This window comes from Pirellulimonas nuda (assembly GCF_007750855.1).
Classification (GTDB): domain Bacteria; phylum Planctomycetota; class Planctomycetia; order Pirellulales; family Lacipirellulaceae; genus Pirellulimonas; species Pirellulimonas nuda.
Genome location: NZ_CP036291.1, coordinates 2,546,232 through 2,563,306, shown reverse-complemented (window position 1 = coordinate 2,563,306; position 17,075 = coordinate 2,546,232). Strand labels below are relative to the sequence as shown.

13 protein-coding genes are annotated in these 17,075 nt (G+C 65.7%); 2 read left to right on the top strand and 11 right to left on the bottom strand.

Annotated elements, in window-relative coordinates; all coding sequences use genetic code 11:
* The first annotated feature begins 22 nt into the window (after positions 1 to 22).
* Positions 23 to 1,495, top strand: a complete 1,473-nt coding sequence (locus Pla175_RS10380) for a TIGR04222 domain-containing membrane protein (RefSeq protein ID WP_197527406.1) — start codon at positions 23 to 25, stop codon at positions 1,493 to 1,495.
* A gap of 37 nt (positions 1,496 to 1,532) precedes the next feature.
* On the opposite strand, the gene Pla175_RS10375 is transcribed toward Pla175_RS10380, so the two are convergent.
* The 5 genes from Pla175_RS10375 to Pla175_RS10355 all read right to left on the bottom strand — a co-directional run bounded on the left by Pla175_RS10375 (position 1,533) and on the right by Pla175_RS10355 (position 8,652).
* Positions 1,533 to 2,924: a glutamate decarboxylase gene (locus tag Pla175_RS10375; protein WP_145283915.1), complete on the bottom strand. Its 1,392-nt coding sequence runs from the start codon at positions 2,922 to 2,924 to the stop codon at positions 1,533 to 1,535.
* A gap of 190 nt (positions 2,925 to 3,114) precedes the next feature.
* Positions 3,115 to 4,779, bottom strand: a complete 1,665-nt coding sequence (locus tag Pla175_RS10370; RefSeq protein WP_145283912.1) for a hypothetical protein — start codon at positions 4,777 to 4,779, stop codon at positions 3,115 to 3,117.
* Between the two features lie 8 nt (positions 4,780 to 4,787).
* Positions 4,788 to 6,839, bottom strand: a complete 2,052-nt coding sequence (tkt, locus tag Pla175_RS10365) for a transketolase (RefSeq protein ID WP_145283910.1) — start codon at positions 6,837 to 6,839, stop codon at positions 4,788 to 4,790.
* Between the two features lie 146 nt (positions 6,840 to 6,985).
* Entirely contained in the window at positions 6,986 to 7,600 is a 615-nt protein-coding gene (locus Pla175_RS10360; RefSeq protein ID WP_197527405.1) for a GNAT family N-acetyltransferase, read from the bottom strand.
* 59 nt (positions 7,601 to 7,659) lie between these two features.
* Positions 7,660 to 8,652, bottom strand: coding sequence for a Gfo/Idh/MocA family protein (locus Pla175_RS10355; RefSeq protein WP_145283906.1), 993 nt, complete (start codon positions 8,650 to 8,652; stop codon positions 7,660 to 7,662).
* Between the two features lie 105 nt (positions 8,653 to 8,757).
* Between Pla175_RS10355 and Pla175_RS10350 the strand changes: the two genes are divergently transcribed.
* Positions 8,758 to 9,444 (top strand): TIGR04283 family arsenosugar biosynthesis glycosyltransferase, encoded by a 687-nt coding sequence (locus tag Pla175_RS10350; RefSeq protein ID WP_145283904.1) that lies wholly within the window; start codon positions 8,758 to 8,760, stop codon positions 9,442 to 9,444.
* 19 nt (positions 9,445 to 9,463) lie between these two features.
* Here the strand turns inward: Pla175_RS10350 and Pla175_RS10345 are convergent, their stop codons facing one another.
* From Pla175_RS10345 to Pla175_RS10320, 6 genes are all read right to left on the bottom strand, one after another.
* Positions 9,464 to 10,207 (bottom strand): SDR family oxidoreductase, encoded by a 744-nt coding sequence (locus Pla175_RS10345; RefSeq protein WP_145283902.1) that lies wholly within the window; start codon positions 10,205 to 10,207, stop codon positions 9,464 to 9,466.
* Between the two features lie 213 nt (positions 10,208 to 10,420).
* Entirely contained in the window at positions 10,421 to 11,683 is a 1,263-nt protein-coding gene (locus Pla175_RS10340) for an amidohydrolase family protein (RefSeq protein ID WP_231954328.1), read from the bottom strand.
* 116 nt (positions 11,684 to 11,799) lie between these two features.
* The gene (locus Pla175_RS10335; protein WP_145283897.1) at positions 11,800 to 14,070 is read right to left on the bottom strand and encodes an ABC transporter permease subunit/CPBP intramembrane protease; all 2,271 of its coding nucleotides are present in this window, start codon (positions 14,068 to 14,070) and stop codon (positions 11,800 to 11,802) included.
* Positions 14,067 to 14,909 carry an ABC transporter ATP-binding protein gene (locus Pla175_RS10330; RefSeq protein WP_145283896.1) on the bottom strand — a complete coding sequence of 281 codons (843 nt, stop codon included), beginning with the start codon at positions 14,907 to 14,909 and terminating at the stop codon, positions 14,067 to 14,069. Before Pla175_RS10330 ends, Pla175_RS10335 begins: the two co-directional genes overlap by 4 nt.
* Positions 14,910 to 15,025: 116 nt before the next feature.
* Positions 15,026 to 16,192 (bottom strand): cyclic dehypoxanthinyl futalosine synthase, encoded by a 1,167-nt coding sequence (gene mqnC / locus Pla175_RS10325; RefSeq protein WP_145283894.1) that lies wholly within the window; start codon positions 16,190 to 16,192, stop codon positions 15,026 to 15,028.
* Entirely contained in the window at positions 16,167 to 16,979 is an 813-nt protein-coding gene (locus Pla175_RS10320; protein ID WP_145283892.1) for a menaquinone biosynthetic enzyme MqnA/MqnD family protein, read from the bottom strand. The genes mqnC and Pla175_RS10320 overlap by 26 nt, the downstream gene beginning before the upstream one ends.
* Positions 16,980 to 17,075 lie beyond the last annotated feature (96 nt).

The following is a 17,075-nucleotide window of genomic DNA, read 5'->3' as shown; positions in this document are numbered from 1 at the left end:
AGTGGCCTTGGGGGACACAGGCATGACGCGGTTCACAGCGGACCAGGCGCTCCTCGACCGGCTCGAGGCGTTCGAGCTCGATGAACCAGACGCGACCCTCACTTTTTCGCGGCGTCTCGCCCGTGAGAATGGCTGGGCTCACCCGTTCGCTCTACGGGTGGTCCAGGAGTACAAGCGATTCGTTTACCTAGCGATGACCGCCGGCCATCAGGTGACGCCGTCCGACGAAGTCGATCAGGCGTGGCATCTTCATCTCACGTATACCTGCAGCTACTGGGGCGTCTTGTGCAGAGAGGTCTTGGGCAGACCGTTGCACCACGGTCCGACTAAGGGGGGGCAATCGGAAGGCCAGCGGTTTGAGAACCAGTACGAGCAGACGCTCGCGAGTTACCGCGAGGCGTTCGGTCAATCGCCGCCGATCGACGTGTGGCCCCCAACAGAAGCTCGCTTCGGCGACGCAGCAGCCTTCGTGCGGGTAAACCGCGCGCGCGCGTGGGTGCTGCCAAAGCCTTGGCGAGTCGATCACTGTCGGCCGTTGGTCCTCGCGGCGTCGCTGGCAGCGTTGGCGCCCCCGCTCGCCGCCGGCGCCGCCTGGAACCCACTCGACTTTCCTGGATCGCAATTCTTGACGTTCTACGGCGTTCTTGCGGCGTTGGCGATCATCGGCTCGCTCGCGTGCCGGCTGGTGCTCCGCTCCCCCGACGATGGGCGCGACCCGCCCGGCACAGACGAGCTCTTGAAAGACCCGATTTCGGTGGCAGCCCTGCGGGGAGGCTGGCAGTCCGTTTATCAGACGTCTCTGGCCGAACTTGTGGCCGACGGGTCGATCGCGATCGAAAAGCCTAAGGGCCGGGCCTCGTCGCGGTATGTTGCGGTCGCCAAGCGTCAACCGCAAGCATCGGACAACGACCTGCAGCGACTGTTGCTAAGCCAGTGCGCCGTAGACGCAGAATTCGGCGCGCTCGGCAAAGCGGCGCGGCCGGTAGCCATGCAGCAGGTTGAGCAACTTGAGCAGCACGGGCTGCTAGAAACCAGCCAATCGTTCCGCTCACCCCGTTTTGCGGCGGCGCTGCTTCTCGGATCGGTGTGGTTGCTTGGCTTGTTCAAGTTGGTTGTCGGCGTCGGCCGAGACAAGCCGGTCGGTTTTCTTTTCATCGGCCTCGCGGTGCTGATCGGAGTTTTCGCGTTTTTCTGGTCGAAGCCCCACCGCAGCCGGAGAGGTGAACGTCGCTGGCGTGGGTTGCTAAAGGACCACGCCACATTGAAGGGCCGGGCGAAGAAACAGGGAGACAGCCTCGGTCCCGCGGAGTTGGCGCTCACGGTTGGGCTGTTCGGCGTCGCAGCGGCCGGCGCCACGGAGCTTGATCCACTGCGCGGCGCCATCGCGGCCGCCTCGCCCGGATCGGGCGGCGATAGCGGATGCGGAGACGGCGGGTCAGGGGATGGCGGCTGTGGTGGTGGGGGGTGTGGCGGCTGCGGCGGCTGCGGAGGTTAGGGAGCCAAGGTACTCCACTTGCCGTGCGGGCTTTCCGTCAATGGTGGAACCCGGAAGCCTCCTCGCTGGTCAACGACGGGGCAAGCGGGTGCCGAGCAAAATAGTCGAGCGCCTGCCTGATGTCGTCGACCAACATCATCGCCAGGTCGCGACTTACACCTTGGCGGACAAGGATCCGTTGGATCGTTTGCTGCTGGCAGTTTGCCGGCAGTGTGTAGGCCGGAACCTGCCAGCCACGGCAGCGCAGGCGGTCCGCTAGGTCGTAGAGAGAGAAACCTGCTTCGGCGCCGGGCTTGAGCTTCCAGCATAGCGCCGGGATGCCGGCATCGGTCTGGCCGTCGAAGACGATTTCAAAGGGACCGAGCTGCTGGATCTCGCGGGCGAGCAGTTGAGCGGTCGCGTAACATCCATCGTGGATCTTGCGGTAACCCTCCTTTCCGAGCCTAAGGAAGTTGTAGTACTGGCACACAACCTGCCCGCCGGGGCGAGAGAAATTGAGGGCTGTGTCGCGCATGTTGCCCCCCAGGTAATTGACCCAGAAGATCAGCTCTTCCGGGAGATCGGTCTGTTCGCGCCACGCGACCCAGCCGACCCCCAAGGGAGCGAGCCCAAACTTGTGCCCCGAGGCGTTGATCGACTTCACGCGCGGCAGGCGGAAGTCCCACTCGAGTTCTGGCGAGCAGAACGGCGCCAGGAACCCACCGCTGGCGGCGTCGACATGGATGGGGATGTCGAGTCCCGAAGTTTCTTGCAAGCGGTCGAGCGCCCCGGCAACCGCTTTGACCGGCTCGTACTGGCCCGTGAAGGTCACCCCAAGGGTCGGCGTGACGCCGATCGTGTTCTCGTCGCACCGGCTGAGCGCTTCCTCAGGGGTCATCAGCATCCGCCCCGGCTCCATCGGGATCTCCCGGTGCTCGATGTCCCAGTAGCGGGTGAACTTGTGCCAGCAAACCTGCACCGGGCCGGTCACTAGATTGGGTTTGTCGATCGCCTTGCCCTGCGCTCGGCGGCTCGCCTCCCAGCGACGTTTCATCGCCATCCCGCCAAGCATCGCCGCCTCGCTCGATCCGGTTGTCGAGCAACCGACGGCGCCCTCAGGCCGTGGCGCGTTCCAGAGATCGCACAGCATGCGGACGCACCGCGCCTCGATCTCGGCGGTCTGCGGATACTCGTCCTTATCGACCATGTTCTTGTCGATGCACTCATCCATCAGCTTGTGGACTTCAGGTTCCTCCCAGGTCTGACAGAAGGTGGCCAGGTTTTGGCGGGAGTTGCCATCCAGCATCAGCTCGTCGTGGACGATGGCGTACGCGTGGCGCGGGTCGCGTTCCTGATTGGGAAATTTCTGCTTGGGCGCGTTGCGTGAGAGGTCGCCCGATCCGTAGATCCCGTCGTCGAAACGTTCATTGCTTTTTCGTCCTTTCTGCATCGCTTCCGACGCCTCCTAAAGTGGTCGTTCGCATGAGAGGAAAATCGAGGATAGCACGAATGTAGCGGATCCGAGCCGATCACGAAGGCGGGCGCGTCAAATGCGTAGGGACGCCAAACAGCGGTTCGCTCGGCGCCGAAGTCCAAAGGCGGCCGAATGCGCCATCCGAGAGAACCGTTAGAGCGATGCGCTACTGGGCGGTTATCTTCGCGCCAAGTGACTGGATGAGTTCTTGCGGCACCTGGAGCCGGAAGACCTGGGCGGGGCCCTCGGCTTCGAGCGTCACTTCGCAAGGGGGGACCGAGGGAAAAGGCGGCGACGGTTTAAAGCCGAGCGCCCCGTCCATCATCGCGGCCCAGACCTGCTGTTGCCAATTGATCAGCCGATCGACCGCGATCTCGCCCGTGTCGGATGGAGCCCCGTCGCCAGTGCCGATCCGTTCCAACCAAGGCGCCAGGTCGTCGACGGTCATGTCGGCCACGGCGACCAGGTCGGCGCCGAGCGGCACTACGTAGAACGACGCTTTTCCGTCGGCGCCGTAGAATCGCTGCATCGTGGTCTTGATCTCTGGCACGCGGTCCGCGTCGGCGGGGTCAACCACGTTGGCCCAGTAACGGGCGCCGGCGTGTCCACCGACCTCCACCGGTTCCGACTGAAACACGAGCTGCTGATTCCCCCCAGCGCCGGACAACATCTCGTTCCAGCGAGCAACCGCTTCAGCGAACGCTTGCGTGAAACGCTCGGCGTCTGGAACCCGGAGCGCCGCCACTTGGTTGGCGCCGAGCGGAGAGTCGGCCGCACGAGATATCGCCAGCACGCGACCCGAGCTGACCTGCTCGAACGCGGCACGGCAGGCCGAGGCGAACTTGCCGAAGCTGGCCGGATAGGCCCGCAGGTCGACCGAGTCGGGCTGCATCGCGACCGACGCCAAGTAGATCCCCGCCGCAAGTCGACGGGCGCCGAGGTTGCTCGGCACTGGCAGATCGAAAATAGCTGGCCGCGCCCCCGAGGCCGTCTTGACGGTTACCCTTTGGATCAGCACTTGATCCGGATTATCGGAGGCAGGGGTTCGGTCTTCAACGCCAACGGTCAGGTTGAGATCGCCCGACTCGCTGCGGGATGCTCCGAGCCTTACCGCGGACGCGTCGCGCTTAAGCGAGGTGAACAGCGGAGCGGCCATCGCCACTAGGGTCCGCGTCTGCTCTAGACTCCAGCCCCCGCGGTAGCGGAGGCTGCCGAACCGGAAGCGGTTGCCGGCGAGCCCCATGGCTTCGCGGGTATCAATCGCGAAGCGTTCGAGAGAATCGAGACCGCTGGTCGACACCGCGGCCACCATCGTCTGCTGCTCCAGCAATGCGAGCACGGGCTCCAATGAACGCGGATCGGCCGGTTCCGTCCAGGTAACGCCGGCGTCCGAAACTCGAAGCAGGGCCCAATCGCCCAGGGCGACCAGCTCAACCTCGGCCCCCCCGAGACTCATCACCGCCGTGGCGCCGGTCGGTTCTGCCCCGAGCCTTTCGACCAGCAGGTCGAAGTCGCTGACCTCGACCAGCGCGAACGGCGTTACACCGTCGGTCGCCCCCGCGCCGCTAGCCATGCTCCCCCGGAGCCCGACGATCACGCTGCCATCGGCGAGCGGGAGACGCGACGCGGCGACGCGGAGCACGCCGATCGCCCCCCGTTCAGGCCGCTTGAGGTCGCCTAGCAACGCCTCCGCTTGTTCGAACAACGCCGGCAGGTCGCTTGTGGCGACTACGGCGAGCCAGTCGCTAGGAAGCGGCGGAGCCTCGGCGTGGAGTTGGGCCGCCGACGCCAAACACAGCAAGAGGATTGTCAGCAATCGCTTTGGCTTCATGGCGTCAACTACGACAGGCACGACTTCGCGGCCTTCACCACGGCTTCGACCGTGATTCCCCGCGCCTCGTAGACCTCATTGTAAGGCGCCGAAGCGCCGAAGTCGTCCATGCCGATGAACTTCCCGCAGAGCCCGAGGTAGCGGTCCCAGCACTGCTGGATTCCTACCTCAATTCCCACGCGGGCCGAAACCGATGGCGGGAGGACCGAGTCGCGGTAGCTCTGCGGCTGGTCTTCAAACAGCTCGAACGAGGGCATGCTGACGACCCGGGCGGCAACGCCGGAGGCGGTGAGCGTCTCGTAGGCCTCGACCGCCAAAGACAACTCGCTGCCGGTAGCCATGAGAAGAACGTCCGGCTTGCCCCCCTTGGCGTCGGCGAGGATGTAGGCGCCCTTCTCGAGGCCGGTGGCGGCGGCGTACTTCGCGCGATCGAGGGTCGGCAGGTTCTGCCGCGTCAGCACGAGCGCCGTGGGCCGGTGCTGGTTGTTGATCGCGGCCCGCCACGCTTCGGCCGCCTCGTTGGCGTCTCCGGGGCGGATGGTCACTAGGCCCGGGATCGCCCGAGCCGCCGCGAGCTGCTCGACCGGCTGGTGAGTGGGGCCGTCCTCGCCAACGCCGATGGAGTCGTGGGTGAACACGTACACGACCGGCTGCTTCATGAGCGCCGCGAGTCGCATCGAGGGCCGCAGGTAGTCGCTGAAGACGAAGAACGTTGCGACGTAAGGCCGCAAGCCGGCAAGAGCCATGCCGTTGGCGGCGGCGGCCATGGCGTGTTCGCGGATGCCCCAGTGCAGGTTTCGACCGCCGTAGCTGTCGGCTTCGAAGTCTCCTTCCCCGGCGAGCAGCGTGTTGGTGGAAGGGGCCAAGTCCGCCGATCCCCCTACCAGCCACGGCAGGTTGGCGGCGATCCCAGCGAGCGACTTGCCGCCGGAGGCCCGGGTGGCAATCCCCTTGGCGTCTGCGGGGAACTCCGGCAGCCCGGCGTCCCAGCCCTTGGGGAGGCCGCCGGACCAGATCAGCTCTAGCTCTGCGGCCAGCGCGGCGTGCTCCTGCTTGTACGCGACAAACTGCTTCTGCCACTCCGCGTAGCTCTTGGCGCCGCGGGCGCCCAGCGTGTCGGCAAAGTGCTTCTTGACCTCCTCGGGCACGAAGAATTTCTCGTCTGTAGGCCACCCGTAGGCCTCTTTGGTGAGCCGGATCTCTTCGTCCCCCAGCGGCGAGCCGTGGGCGCCGTGCGTGCCGGCCTTGTTGGGCGAGCCCCAGGCGATGACGCTGCGGACCACGATCAGCGTGGGGGCGTCGTCGCACTTGTGGAACGTTTGAAGCGCTTTGCCGAACGCGTCGAGGTCGTTGGCGTCGTCTACCTTCACCACGTTCCAGCCGAGGCCACGGAACCGCATCGGCACATCTTCACTGAACGCGAGGTCGGTGTCCCCTTCAATGGTGATCTTGTTGTCGTCGTAGATCCAGCAGAGGTTCGCCAGCTTCAAGTGGCCTGCTAGCGAGGCCGCCTCGCAGGCAACGCCCTCCATCAGGTCGCCGTCGCTGCACTGGGCATAGACGTTGTAGTCGAAGACATTAAAGCCCGGCTTGTTGTAGCGGGCGGCCATCCAGCGCTCGGCAATCGCCATTCCGACGCTATTGCCACACCCTTGCCCCAGCGGCCCGGTAGTTGTCTCAACGCCGGTGGTGTGGCCATGCTCGGGGTGGCCCGGGGTAAGGCTCCCCATCTGGCGGAAGTTCTTCAGCTCTTCCAGCGGAAGCGCAGGCTGGTCGGTCACGATTCCGTCATGGCCGACCTTGCGGATCCCCGCGAGGTGAATCATGGCATACAGCAGCATCGAAGCGTGCCCGCAGGAGAGCACGTACCGGTCGCGCCCGGGCCATAGGGGCTGGGCAGGGTCGTATCTCAGCACGTCCGCCCACAGCTTGTAGGTGACCGGCGCTAGCGCCATGGGCGTGCCCGGGTGCCCGCTGTTGGCGGCCTGGACTCCGTCCATCGCCAGGGTGCGGATGGTGTTGATTGCCGTCTGGGAAAGGTCAGTCGTAGTGGTCGGCATGCTGATTGCTTCGCTGCGTTTCGCGGATCGCCTAGATATTGGACGGCTCGACACAGGCCGCATTGGGCCCGAACCGGCCGGTAGTTTAGGTTTACGGCATGCCGCGGGCAACGGTGTGATTTAGGACATGGGCCGGCCCGCCAGGATTAACCGTGGCCGACGGTCAGCAGAGTCGGGCCGCCCCGACCGTTGCGGTCTGCCTCTACGCGACGAACGGCGCCGCCGATCAGGCATGCAGACAGCCCTAGGCAGCGTACGGCCGAAACGCGCCCCACATGCCTGCCGCCCTGACTGGCATGCGCACGACGGGAGGTCTCATTCCCGACCGTTACCCCCAGCAGGGCCCGGTGCAGCCCCTCGCGCCGCAGGGATTCGAGTGCAAACGCAAGCAGTTGCCGGTAGACGCCCTGGCGGCGATAGGGGGGTGCGACGACCGCCGAATGCAGCCACGCGTCCCCCGCAGCCAGACGAAACGCGACCCCTAGTTCGGGTTCATCAAACGAATCAAGTGCGACGTGTAGCACCCCAATGGGCGCCCCATCTTGCCAAACGGCCGCGGCCCGGCTTGCATTGCCATCCCACCGGTCGATGTTGCGGCGGGCGACCAGCTGCCGGAGCTCACCGGCCTCGATCGGGCTGGCGACCCAACGGACTTCAATCCCCTGGACTGCAGGCAAGCAGACCGCCGGCAGATCGGCGAGCGGGATCTCCAGCACTTCAAACGGTCTCACGCGCAAGACCCAAGCCGGCAGCGCGTGCATTGCGGACTTGCTAAACCGATAGAGGAGCGCAGGCATTCGGCTCATTGCGAAGTGTGCGCCTAGCTGGGGAGCGCTACCCGGCGTCCATCGAGGCTGCTCTTCCGCGCTGCAAGGACGATGGACACCGCGCGGTACGCGTCTTCTAGGTTAGTGGTATTTAGCACCAGGCTGCCGACCATCCTGTGGAACTGCATCAGCAGTTGCTCGCCGACAGGTCGCTCGTGGTCGAGCGCCTCGAGGTGTTGCCCGGCGCCGTCGAACCAAACCAGCCCCGCTGGAAGGTCGACGAAAGCAATGCCACGTTCGCAGACAACCTGCATGTCGGCGGGCCTCCGGAAGCTAGCTGCCTCGCCCCAGGCGCGTGGCACGTAGCTGCCACACGCGATCTGAGCCTGGGCGCCTGGGCCGCCGGGTTGGGCGAAGTCGAGCATCATCAGCGAGTAATCGACCGTCCCACCGGGCTCCGATGGGCAGGAGGCGCCGACCACTGACGTCGGTTGCCGGCCTACCACGTAACAGCTCCAATCGACCATCTCGATGAGCCTGCGGGTGTCGATGTCGGCCGAACCGTTGTGGCCGCCCCCAGCCGCGTGCCGCTGGTTGCAGAAGATCATCCGCGGCTGGCCGAGCCGAGTCGCGATCAGTTCTTTCAGCCGGATGGTGGCGGGGGCCAGCCGGTTGGGGAGCTCCGCCATGAACGCGATCCCTGCGCTGCGGACGCGGTCACGCAGCTCAGTCGCCTCCTTGGCGGCGAGGTCGATCGAGGCGGCGCAGTAGACCGCCTTGCCCGCCTCGCAGGCGGCGTGGATGGGGAGCGCGCCGTACCAGCGGGCCGACAACAGCATCAGCGCATCGACGTCTTCTGCCGCCGCCAGGGCGCGGAAGCTGTCCACTTGCCGGGCGCCAAACTCTGCGGCCGCTAGCTCCGCGCGGTGGGCCACCGGGTCGCAGACGGCCGATACGCGAAACCGGGTGGGCAGCGCACGCAACGCGGGCACATGGCGGTTTGCCCACGCGGGGCCAAGGCCGACGATGCCAACGCGGAGCTTCACGGGATAGGTCCGAAGACGAGGTAAGTGGCCGCGACGCGTTCAACCGCGGACGCGTAAGAGGGCATTATACTTATTCTCTCCCCTTACCCCCATAGCGCCAGCCCCGTGCGGACAGTATCGGTTGTCATCCCGGCCCTCAACGAAGCGGACCTGGTCGCCGCGGCGGTCCAGAGCGCTTTCGCCTGCGGCGTAGGCGAGGTCGTGGTCGCGGACGGTGGAAGCAGCGACAACACGCCCGGCGCGGCCGACAGAGCCGGCGCCAGGGTTATCGGGGCCCCTCGGGGTCGCGGCTCTCAGCTTGCGGCCGGCGCAGCAGCCGCGACCGGCGAGGTGCTGTGGTTCTTGCACGCGGACTGCCGCCTCGACCCGCTAGCGGGCGGGCAGTTGGCCCGCGTCCTGGAGGATCCTCGCTGCCTGGCAGGGGCCTTCCGCCAGCGGATCGACTCCCAGCGCCCTATCTACCGCTGGATTGAACGCGGCAACGCGTGGCGGGCGCGTCGCGGCCTGCCCTACGGCGACCAGGCGGTCTTCGTCCGCCGTGGGCTGTTTGAAGCCGTTGGCGGCTTCCCGACAGCTCCATTGATGGAAGACGTGGCCCTGGCGCGGAAGATCGCCAAACGCACCCGCTTCACGTTGCTCTCCGGCCCGGTCTACATCTCCGCGAGGCGTTGGGAGCGGTCGGGGCCGCTCCGTCGAACGGCGTTCAACTGGGCGTTGCTAGCCGCCTACTCGGCCGGGGCGCCGGCTGAGCAGATCGCCCGCTGGTACCACCCCCACCAAGCTGATGAATGACGCATTCTTTGAAGGGGGTTTAGCCCTCGTTCATGATCGCGTCGATCACCTGCGTGGCGAACCCCTGATACGCTCCGCCGACCTGCTTGGCCAAGCTGTCTGGAAACAAGTGGAATTCGCCTGCCTTGAGCGCCGCGACGATCCCTTCCCCAACCAGCGAAGCGGGCTCTGCGATCTCCTCGAAGCCAGCCTCCTGGGCCATGTCGCTGGCGATCGGCCCGGGGTGGACGCTCAGCACCTGGGTCCCTTGCTCGGCCAATTGCGCCCGCAGCCCCTGCGTGATGCTGTACGCCGCAGCCTTCGAAGCGGCGTACGTAGCAAACGCCGGGAAGCTCCGTAGCGAGGCTACCGAGTTGAGCTGCACGAAAGCGCCGCCCTTGTTGCGTTTGAGCACGGGCGCGAAGGCTTGCGCCATGCGGATCAGGCCGTAGACGTTGATTTCCATCTCATACTGCAACGCTTCAATGGCCTCGGACGAGAGCGCCGTGGCCGTCTTCAATACGCCGGCGTTGCTTACGACCAGCTCGACGTCGGCCGCCTTCTCAGCGGCGGCTTGGATCGTCTTTGGGTCGGCCAGGTCCAGCGGGATCACGGCGACCCGGTCGCCGTAGGCGTCCACCAGGGGCTGCGCAGATTCGAGCGTGCGAACCGCCGCGTATACCTTCTTGGCGCCGTGGACGAGCAATGCCTCGGTGATCGCTTTGCCGATTCCGCGGTTGGCGCCAGTTACAAGGGCGGTCTTGCCTTGGACGTGGAAGGACATTGAAGATCTCCTGCAAGTGGTGGACTGGATCGGGTAGGGAGTAAGACGCAGGGTAACCCTGCGATCTTACCGACCGAGAGGATTCCAGACCTAGCTCCCACGAAGCGGCCGATCAGCACTAAGCTTGGCTCGAACGAGAACACGATTCATCGGCGCCACGCCTGACCAAGCGTGACGCCGGCAGTTGAGGCTAGAATCCTGCCATGAGCGGCATTATTCGGCGTGTTTTACCTGGTGCCCCGCTCGCCAGACCTCTCGCGCCGGCTGTTCATCGGTCAATACCGCAGTGAGCAGTTCCCAAGCCCGGCCGTCCGACTCTTCCGGGATCGGGATGCAAGTCAGGTCGGCCGGGCCGCCGGGGCGGATCGAGCCGGCAAGTTGGCTCAGACCGAGCGACTGAGCGCCCGACAGAGTCCCCATCCGCAGGATTGCTTCGGCGGTCACTGAGCGGTGTCGGGCGAACACCGTCCGCATCTCCGCTAGCAGGTCAAGGTCGGGCGACGACGCTAAGCTGTCGGTCCCCAGCGTCACGCGTACGCCGAGTTCGAGCGCCGTTTCCAGAGGGTAGGGGGGGTGGCCGAAATAGGCGTGGGTCCGTGGGCAGTACACGAGGCTCATAGCGTCGCTGTGACGGGAGATCATGGCCAGCGAGGGCTCATCCAGGTAGTTGCCGTGCACGACCAGCCCCTTGCGGGCCTTGGTGAGCATCCGCAGGTAGTCCAGCGGGGCGGCGCCGCGCTGGATCGCCCACGGGTCCCACATGCTGCGTTCTTCCAACAACTCCTGGAATGGACCGCGTCCCTCGGAGAGCAGTTCCAGCTCTTCTGGCGATTCCGCCAAGTGCATGGCTACCAACCCGCCCCGCTGTCCGGCAGTTGCGATCAACTCGCGCACCAGTGTCGGCGAGACCGTGTAGGGGGCGTGCGGGCTGGCGCCGATCAGCACGTCGTCGCCGGAGTCGTGCTCCATGGCGAGACGCTCGGCTTCGTCCATCCGCTTCACGGCGTCCGCCAAGGCAGAGGCGCTGCGGGCCTGAGAAAAGCCGATCGCCTCCATCAGCAGGATCAAACGCGGCGCGGTCGGCTGGAAGTAGGCGTCGATCGCCGTACGGCAGATGTCCGCGACGGTGGTCACGCCCGCGTCCAGGCTAGCGGCCATGCCCGCTTTGACCGCGCGGGCCGCCTGAGGCGCCGACGGCCGGCGCCGGACGACCTCGCGGATCCACGCCGGCAGCGTAGCGCCGGGCTGCAGCAGTGGCGCCTTGAGAAGGCTGTACTCGAGGTGGCAGTGCGTGTTCACCAGCCCCGGGATCAAGATGGCGTGGCCCAGATCGCGCACGGGGATGCCGACCGGCTCTCGCTGGCTGATCTGCGTGACGTGGCCGTTCTCGATCACGACAACGGCGTTCTCGACGGGGGGCGCGACTACCGGAAACGCGACGCGTGCGCGGAGGGCGAACGGCGTATGAGACGACACAGTGGACAACGTTTCGTTTGGGGTAAAGGGTTTCGTGTTGAATGGTACTCGCCAAAGGCGACTATCTTCTCTCGGCCCGTCTAATATTGGGTCGGGCAGAGCGACGTCTGGCCTTGTTAGTTCGGGTCGGCATGCGCCAGCGTGCTCCGGGTGATGCGTTCTGCTTCCTCTGCGGTCCGTCGGTCTTCATTCTTCTCGCCATGCGCGAGCGCGCCCATCATTGCGGCGGCCGCGGCGACGCCCAGGGCAATCACGATCGGCTCGTAGACCAGCAATCCCTCGTCCGATTGCTGCGGGGCAAGCGCTGAAAGCACGCCGCTCTCCTTCCACGACTGGGCGTAGTTGGCGGCGATAAGCGCCAGCGCGTTGTGCGTGGCGTGCAGCGCGACCGTCGGCCATAGGCTGCCGGTCTGCAGGGCGACGTAGCCCAGCACCAGCCCGAGGATGCCGGCCGAGATCGACTGTTGCAGCACGGTGTGAACGATGCCGAACATCGCCGCGGAGACCAGCACTGCGGTAAACGGCGACGTCTTTGATCGCAGCCCCGTGAGAACAGCGCCGCGGAACGCCAACTCTTCGCAAACCGCCGGCAAAGCCGCCAGCAGCAGCACCACCACGAGCAGGTTCGGCGCCTGACTCACCAGTTCGCCGAACTGCCCGAGTTTAGCCTGAAGGTCTTCGCTCATCGGGTACATGCGTTGCACCAGCCCGCCGAGCCACTGCGAAGCTGGGTGGAGCGCCACGGCGATCAGGACCCCGGCCGCCACGTGCCACGCCCGCGGGGCGCGGTCGAGCCGCAGCGCCCGCAGCGGGCGGCGGGCAAGCAGGGCGACCACGGCCAGGGTCGGCAGAAGGATACACGCGGCCTGGCTCAGCAGCACCATCCTCACCACAAAGGCAAAGTCGAGCGTCGTCGGCGCCGGCGTGAGCATGTTTACCAAGAACTGCATAATGGCGATCGCGGCGCCCACCGCCACAGCGCCGCGGATGCCTATCGAGTCGCCCCGATCGCGGTAGAGGGCGGCGCCCCAGCGGCGGAGGTTGAACCGCTCCCCCTCGTGGAACAGCAGCGACTCTTGATTGAACTGCCAAACCGCCCAACGTATGGCGGCGACACAACAAGCGATCGTCACCAAGAAAACCGGGAGCACGTAGGGCGCCGCGTCGGCGTAGCGCCCCTCAATCACCGCGCGCAAAACCAGGGCCATGCCGGAGACCGGGATCAAGGCCGTCCCCAGGTTCAGCTCCACCCCGGGCAGGATAGGCAGCACCATCAGCGGCATCGTGGCCAGCATCAAGGGCATCAGATAGTACTGCCCCTCTTTGCTGCTGCGGGCCAGAGACGCACACGCAAGACTAAGAGCGCTAAACAGCGTAGCGACCGGCAGGAGCGCGACCACAATCGCCACGATCGCGGCCGTGCTAGGTGGGGCAAGCCCGCCTGAGCCGCCCAACGGCATCATCTGCTCGAGAACCAAGCCCATCGTTCCGCCCAGCGCCGCTAGGTTCAGCAGCATTGTGAACAGGCTGAACACCAGCACCGTGAGCAGCTTCCCGCACACGATCTCTGTACGCGACGCGGGGCTCGCCAGAAGCGCCTCGAGCGTTCCGCGTTCCTTCTCACCCGCGCACAAATCGACCGCCGGGTAGAACGCGCCTACCAATGCGTAAATAAACACCAAGAACGGCAGCAGCTTCGACCACAACGCCGCGTTCCGCTGCCCGACGCTGGCGACGTCCTGCGGGCTAAGCCGGAACGGCTGAACAAGACCGGCGGGGGTCCGCGACTCGGCGAGGTTTTGCTGGACGATCTCCGCCTCCCAACGGTCGAGCAGCCGCTCGACCCGCAAGAACGCGACCTGAGACGGCTCGCGGGCCGAGTTGTAGAGTACTTCGGGCTGGGGGGGCGACACGGTGTTGGCCGCGTGATTGGGGCCGTCGCTGAGTCTGTCGCGCAACTGCCGCATCCCCTCGGCAAATCCCCGCGGAAGCAACACCACCGCGTCTAGCTCTCCGTCCGCCAGCCGGTTCCGGTCGGTCTCGGGAAGCATCGGGGCGTCGGCGCTGCCGGGCATCATCTGTCGCTCGACGGTGATCCGGTGCGCGTCGCCCGGCGCGTCGAATAGCCCCACTGCAAACCGGTCGCCCTCTAGCAGCGGCGGAAACGGGGTCGACTCGCCGCCGTTCTCTGGCGACAACTGCTCGGCGCCCACCACCAGCACCCTTGCTGCATGGGTTTGCCTAAACTGGGAGAGCTGCACAAAACTCATCCCCAGGATCGGGTACATCAGCACCGGCAGCACGGCTACCATGAACAGCGTCCGCCGATCGCGGAACTGATCGCGGATCTCTCGGGCCCAAACACGTTTGACGTTGGCGATGTTCACGGCGTAAGGATCGCCTCCCCGCCATGCGGCTGTGTCAGGGCCTGCTCGGCCTGGGCGCGGTGAATCAATTGGAAGAAGAGCTCTTCGAGGTCCTCTTCGTCATGCTGCCCGCGCAGCTCATTGAGCGATCCGGACGCCAATATCTTGCCGCCGTGCATGATGGCGATTTGGTCGCAGAGGCGTTCTGCTTCCCGCATGATGTGCGTCGAGAAAATCACGCATTTGCCTTCATCGCGTAGCCGGCTCACCACGTCCAGCAGCGCCCGGGCAGCGAGCACGTCTAGGCCGTTGGTCGCCTCATCAAAGATCATCACAGGCGGATCATGGATCAGCGCGCGGGCGATCGAGGTTTTCTGCCGCATGCCGGTGCTCATCTTGGCGCCGAGCGTGTCGCGGATTGACGTCATCTCAAGTTTTTCGAACAACTCGGGCATCCGCTCGGCGAGCGTCCGGTCGTTGAGCCCGTGGAGCCGTCCGAAGAACTCAACGAGCTCCCATGCGGTCATCCGGTCATAGGTAGCGGTGTTGGCCGACACGAACCCGATCTGGCTGCGGACAAGGTCGGGCTGCGACTGGCAATCGAAGCCGGCGATCGTGACGCAACCCGCGGAAGGCCGCAGCAGGGTTGCAAGGATCCGCATCGCGGTCGTCTTGCCCGCGCCGTTGGGGCCGAGCAGGCCAAAGACCTCGCCCGCGTGGGCGGTAAACGAGAGGCCGTCGACGGCCGTCACTAGGCCCCGCTGGAGGTCGGGGTAGGTCTTGACCAGCCCCGACACCACGACACGCGGAGGCCGCTCGATGCGGGACGCGGGATCGGCGGCTAGCGGTTCGGTGAGCATCGCGACCGCGTGGGCGCCAGAGTTGGGTGAGAGCCAAAGGGTTCTGCGGCCGTTAGAAAGGCCACTACTGTGGTTCGGATTCTGTCAAGCGTCCGACCACCCCCTCTGCCACCAAACTAGCTCACGATCGGAAGGATGGGCAACCGCCCGCCCCCCCCATTCGGGGGCTCCATTTCTGGGATCGGGCGTTCTTCAAGCAGCTCGTAGTAAACATTCCTCTGGCGAGGCGCGAAACCAAGCTCGGAAATCGCGTTGCGGATATCCCTAAGCGTCAGAAAATGGACCGTCCCGGCCTGGGCAACCACGTTCTCTTCGATCATCAAGCTCCCCATGTCGTTGGCGCCGTAGAGCAGGGCAAGCTGCCCCACTTTTAGCCCCTGGGTGACCCAGCTCGACTGAATATTCTCAAAATTATCGAGGAACAGACGTGCGACCGCGTTAGTCCGCAGATACTCGAAGGCGCCGGCCTTGGCCACCTGCGCCATGTCTGTGTTTTCGGGCTGGAAGGTCCAACAGATAAAGGCCGTGAACCCCCCCGTTTCGTCCTGTAGGGCGCGTAGCCGATCGAGGTGTTCCACGCGTTCTTCCAGCGTCTCGACGTGCCCGAACATCATCGTCGCCGTGCTGCGTCCCCCCAACTTGTGCCATACGCGGTTGACGTTGAGCCAGTCGTCGGTAAGTACTTTGCCGCGGGTAATCTCTTTGCGGACGCGATCGACCAAGATTTCGGCGCCCCCGCCCGGTAGGCTCCCCAGCCCCGCCGACTTCAGCCGTGAGAGGACCACCTCCAGCGGCTGCTTGCTGATCTTGGTGAAGTGGTGGATCTCCGGCGGGCTGAAGCCGTGCACGTTGACCTGGGGGAATCGCTGCTTGATCGCCCCCAGCATCTCCTCGTACCACTCCAATGGGAAATCGGGGTGTAGCCCCCCCTGCAACAGCACCTGCTCGCCCCCCAGCTCGACGGTCTCTTCGATCTTCTGCAAGATCTCCTCGATCGACAGCACGTACCCCTCCGGCGACTTCGGCCGGCGGTAGAACGCGCAGAAATCGCACACCGCGGTGCAGACGTTGGTGTAGTTGACGTTCCGGTCGATGTTGTAGGTGCGGTGCTTTTCCGGGTGCAGCCGACGCGTCACCTCGTCGGCGGCGCGGCCCAGGGATGCAAGGTCGGCCTCGCGGAGCAGCCGCAGCGCCTCCCCCGATGTCAGACGCTCTCCGGCGACTGCCTTCTCTAAGATCGCTGCGACGGCGTGCAGGTCAGCGGTTTGCGGTAGGGCGACCATAGTCGGTTCTCAAACGGCGGGGCAGATTCGGGTCGTGCGGAATGAGGCCAAGCTCAGCCGCGTACGCGGCGAATCGCCCCATCGCGGCCAGCTCCTCCTCTTCGATGCGGAAGTGCAGGCTGTGAGTAAGGTATTCCAGCGCGTCGCCCACCAACAAGCCGAGCGGCGGCGCCTCGGCCTCGGCGATCTGGGCGAGCGAGGCGACTCCGGCGTCACGCGCCCGGCCCAGCACACCCGCCAGCGCCTCGCGTGTGGCGCCGCTCCAGGCGGCCCAGCAAGCAAACACAAATGGCAGGCCGGTCCAAGCACGCCACTCGGCGCCCATGTCCCAGACCTCGGCGTATTGGCCGGGATCGGCGCCCATCGCGCGGTCGCCGATCAGCAGCACCGCGTCGGCCCGGACGGACTCCGGCCCGCTTCCGATCGGCAGCGAAATGCATTCCGGCCGGATGCCGAACCGGTTGTAGAGCAGCACACGCAATAAGGCGGCGCTAGTCCGCGAGCCCTCGTCGAGCGCGACCTTCTGCACCTCCCGAGGGGGGCGGCGGAAGAGCGTTTTGACGCTGCGAACGGGTCCACGCGAGGCAACACAGGCGTCTGAGACGAGCATCAGCTCGGGGTCGGCCAGCAGCTCGATCGTCGGGATCAGGGCTCCGTCCAGCTCGCGCCGCGCCAGCCTGTCGGCCAGCCGGCTAGGCAGGTCGAGCAGCAGGTCGACGCCGTCCGCGCCGGCCAATCCGTGGATCAGCGGCTTGGAGTTCAAGTACCGAACGGCTCCTACTCGCATGAATGTCTGACCGGCAGCAGCCGTTAGCGGTTAACTAGGGGGAGGGCGTTGTCCGGAAATTGTGCGGACACGCCCGCCTCCGCCAAGGGGGTTGCC

Coding starts and splice junctions, on each gene's coding strand:
- Pla175_RS10345 (WP_145283902.1), bottom strand. CDS start 10,207: ATGTCCTTCCACGTCCAAGGCAAGACCGCCCTTGTAACTGGCGCCAAC.
- mqnC (WP_145283894.1), bottom strand. CDS start 16,192: ATGGTCGCCCTACCGCAAACCGCTGACCTGCACGCCGTCGCAGCGATC.
- Pla175_RS10380 (WP_197527406.1), top strand. CDS start 23: ATGACGCGGTTCACAGCGGACCAGGCGCTCCTCGACCGGCTCGAGGCG.
- Pla175_RS10360 (WP_197527405.1), bottom strand. CDS start 7,600: ATGCACGCGCTGCCGGCTTGGGTCTTGCGCGTGAGACCGTTTGAAGTG.
- tkt (WP_145283910.1), bottom strand. CDS start 6,839: ATGCCGACCACTACGACTGACCTTTCCCAGACGGCAATCAACACCATC.
- Pla175_RS10330 (WP_145283896.1), bottom strand. CDS start 14,909: ATGCTCACCGAACCGCTAGCCGCCGATCCCGCGTCCCGCATCGAGCGG.
- Pla175_RS10370 (WP_145283912.1), bottom strand. CDS start 4,779: ATGAAGCCAAAGCGATTGCTGACAATCCTCTTGCTGTGTTTGGCGTCG.
- Pla175_RS10320 (WP_145283892.1), bottom strand. CDS start 16,979: ATGCGAGTAGGAGCCGTTCGGTACTTGAACTCCAAGCCGCTGATCCAC.
- Pla175_RS10375 (WP_145283915.1), bottom strand. CDS start 2,924: ATGCAGAAAGGACGAAAAAGCAATGAACGTTTCGACGACGGGATCTAC.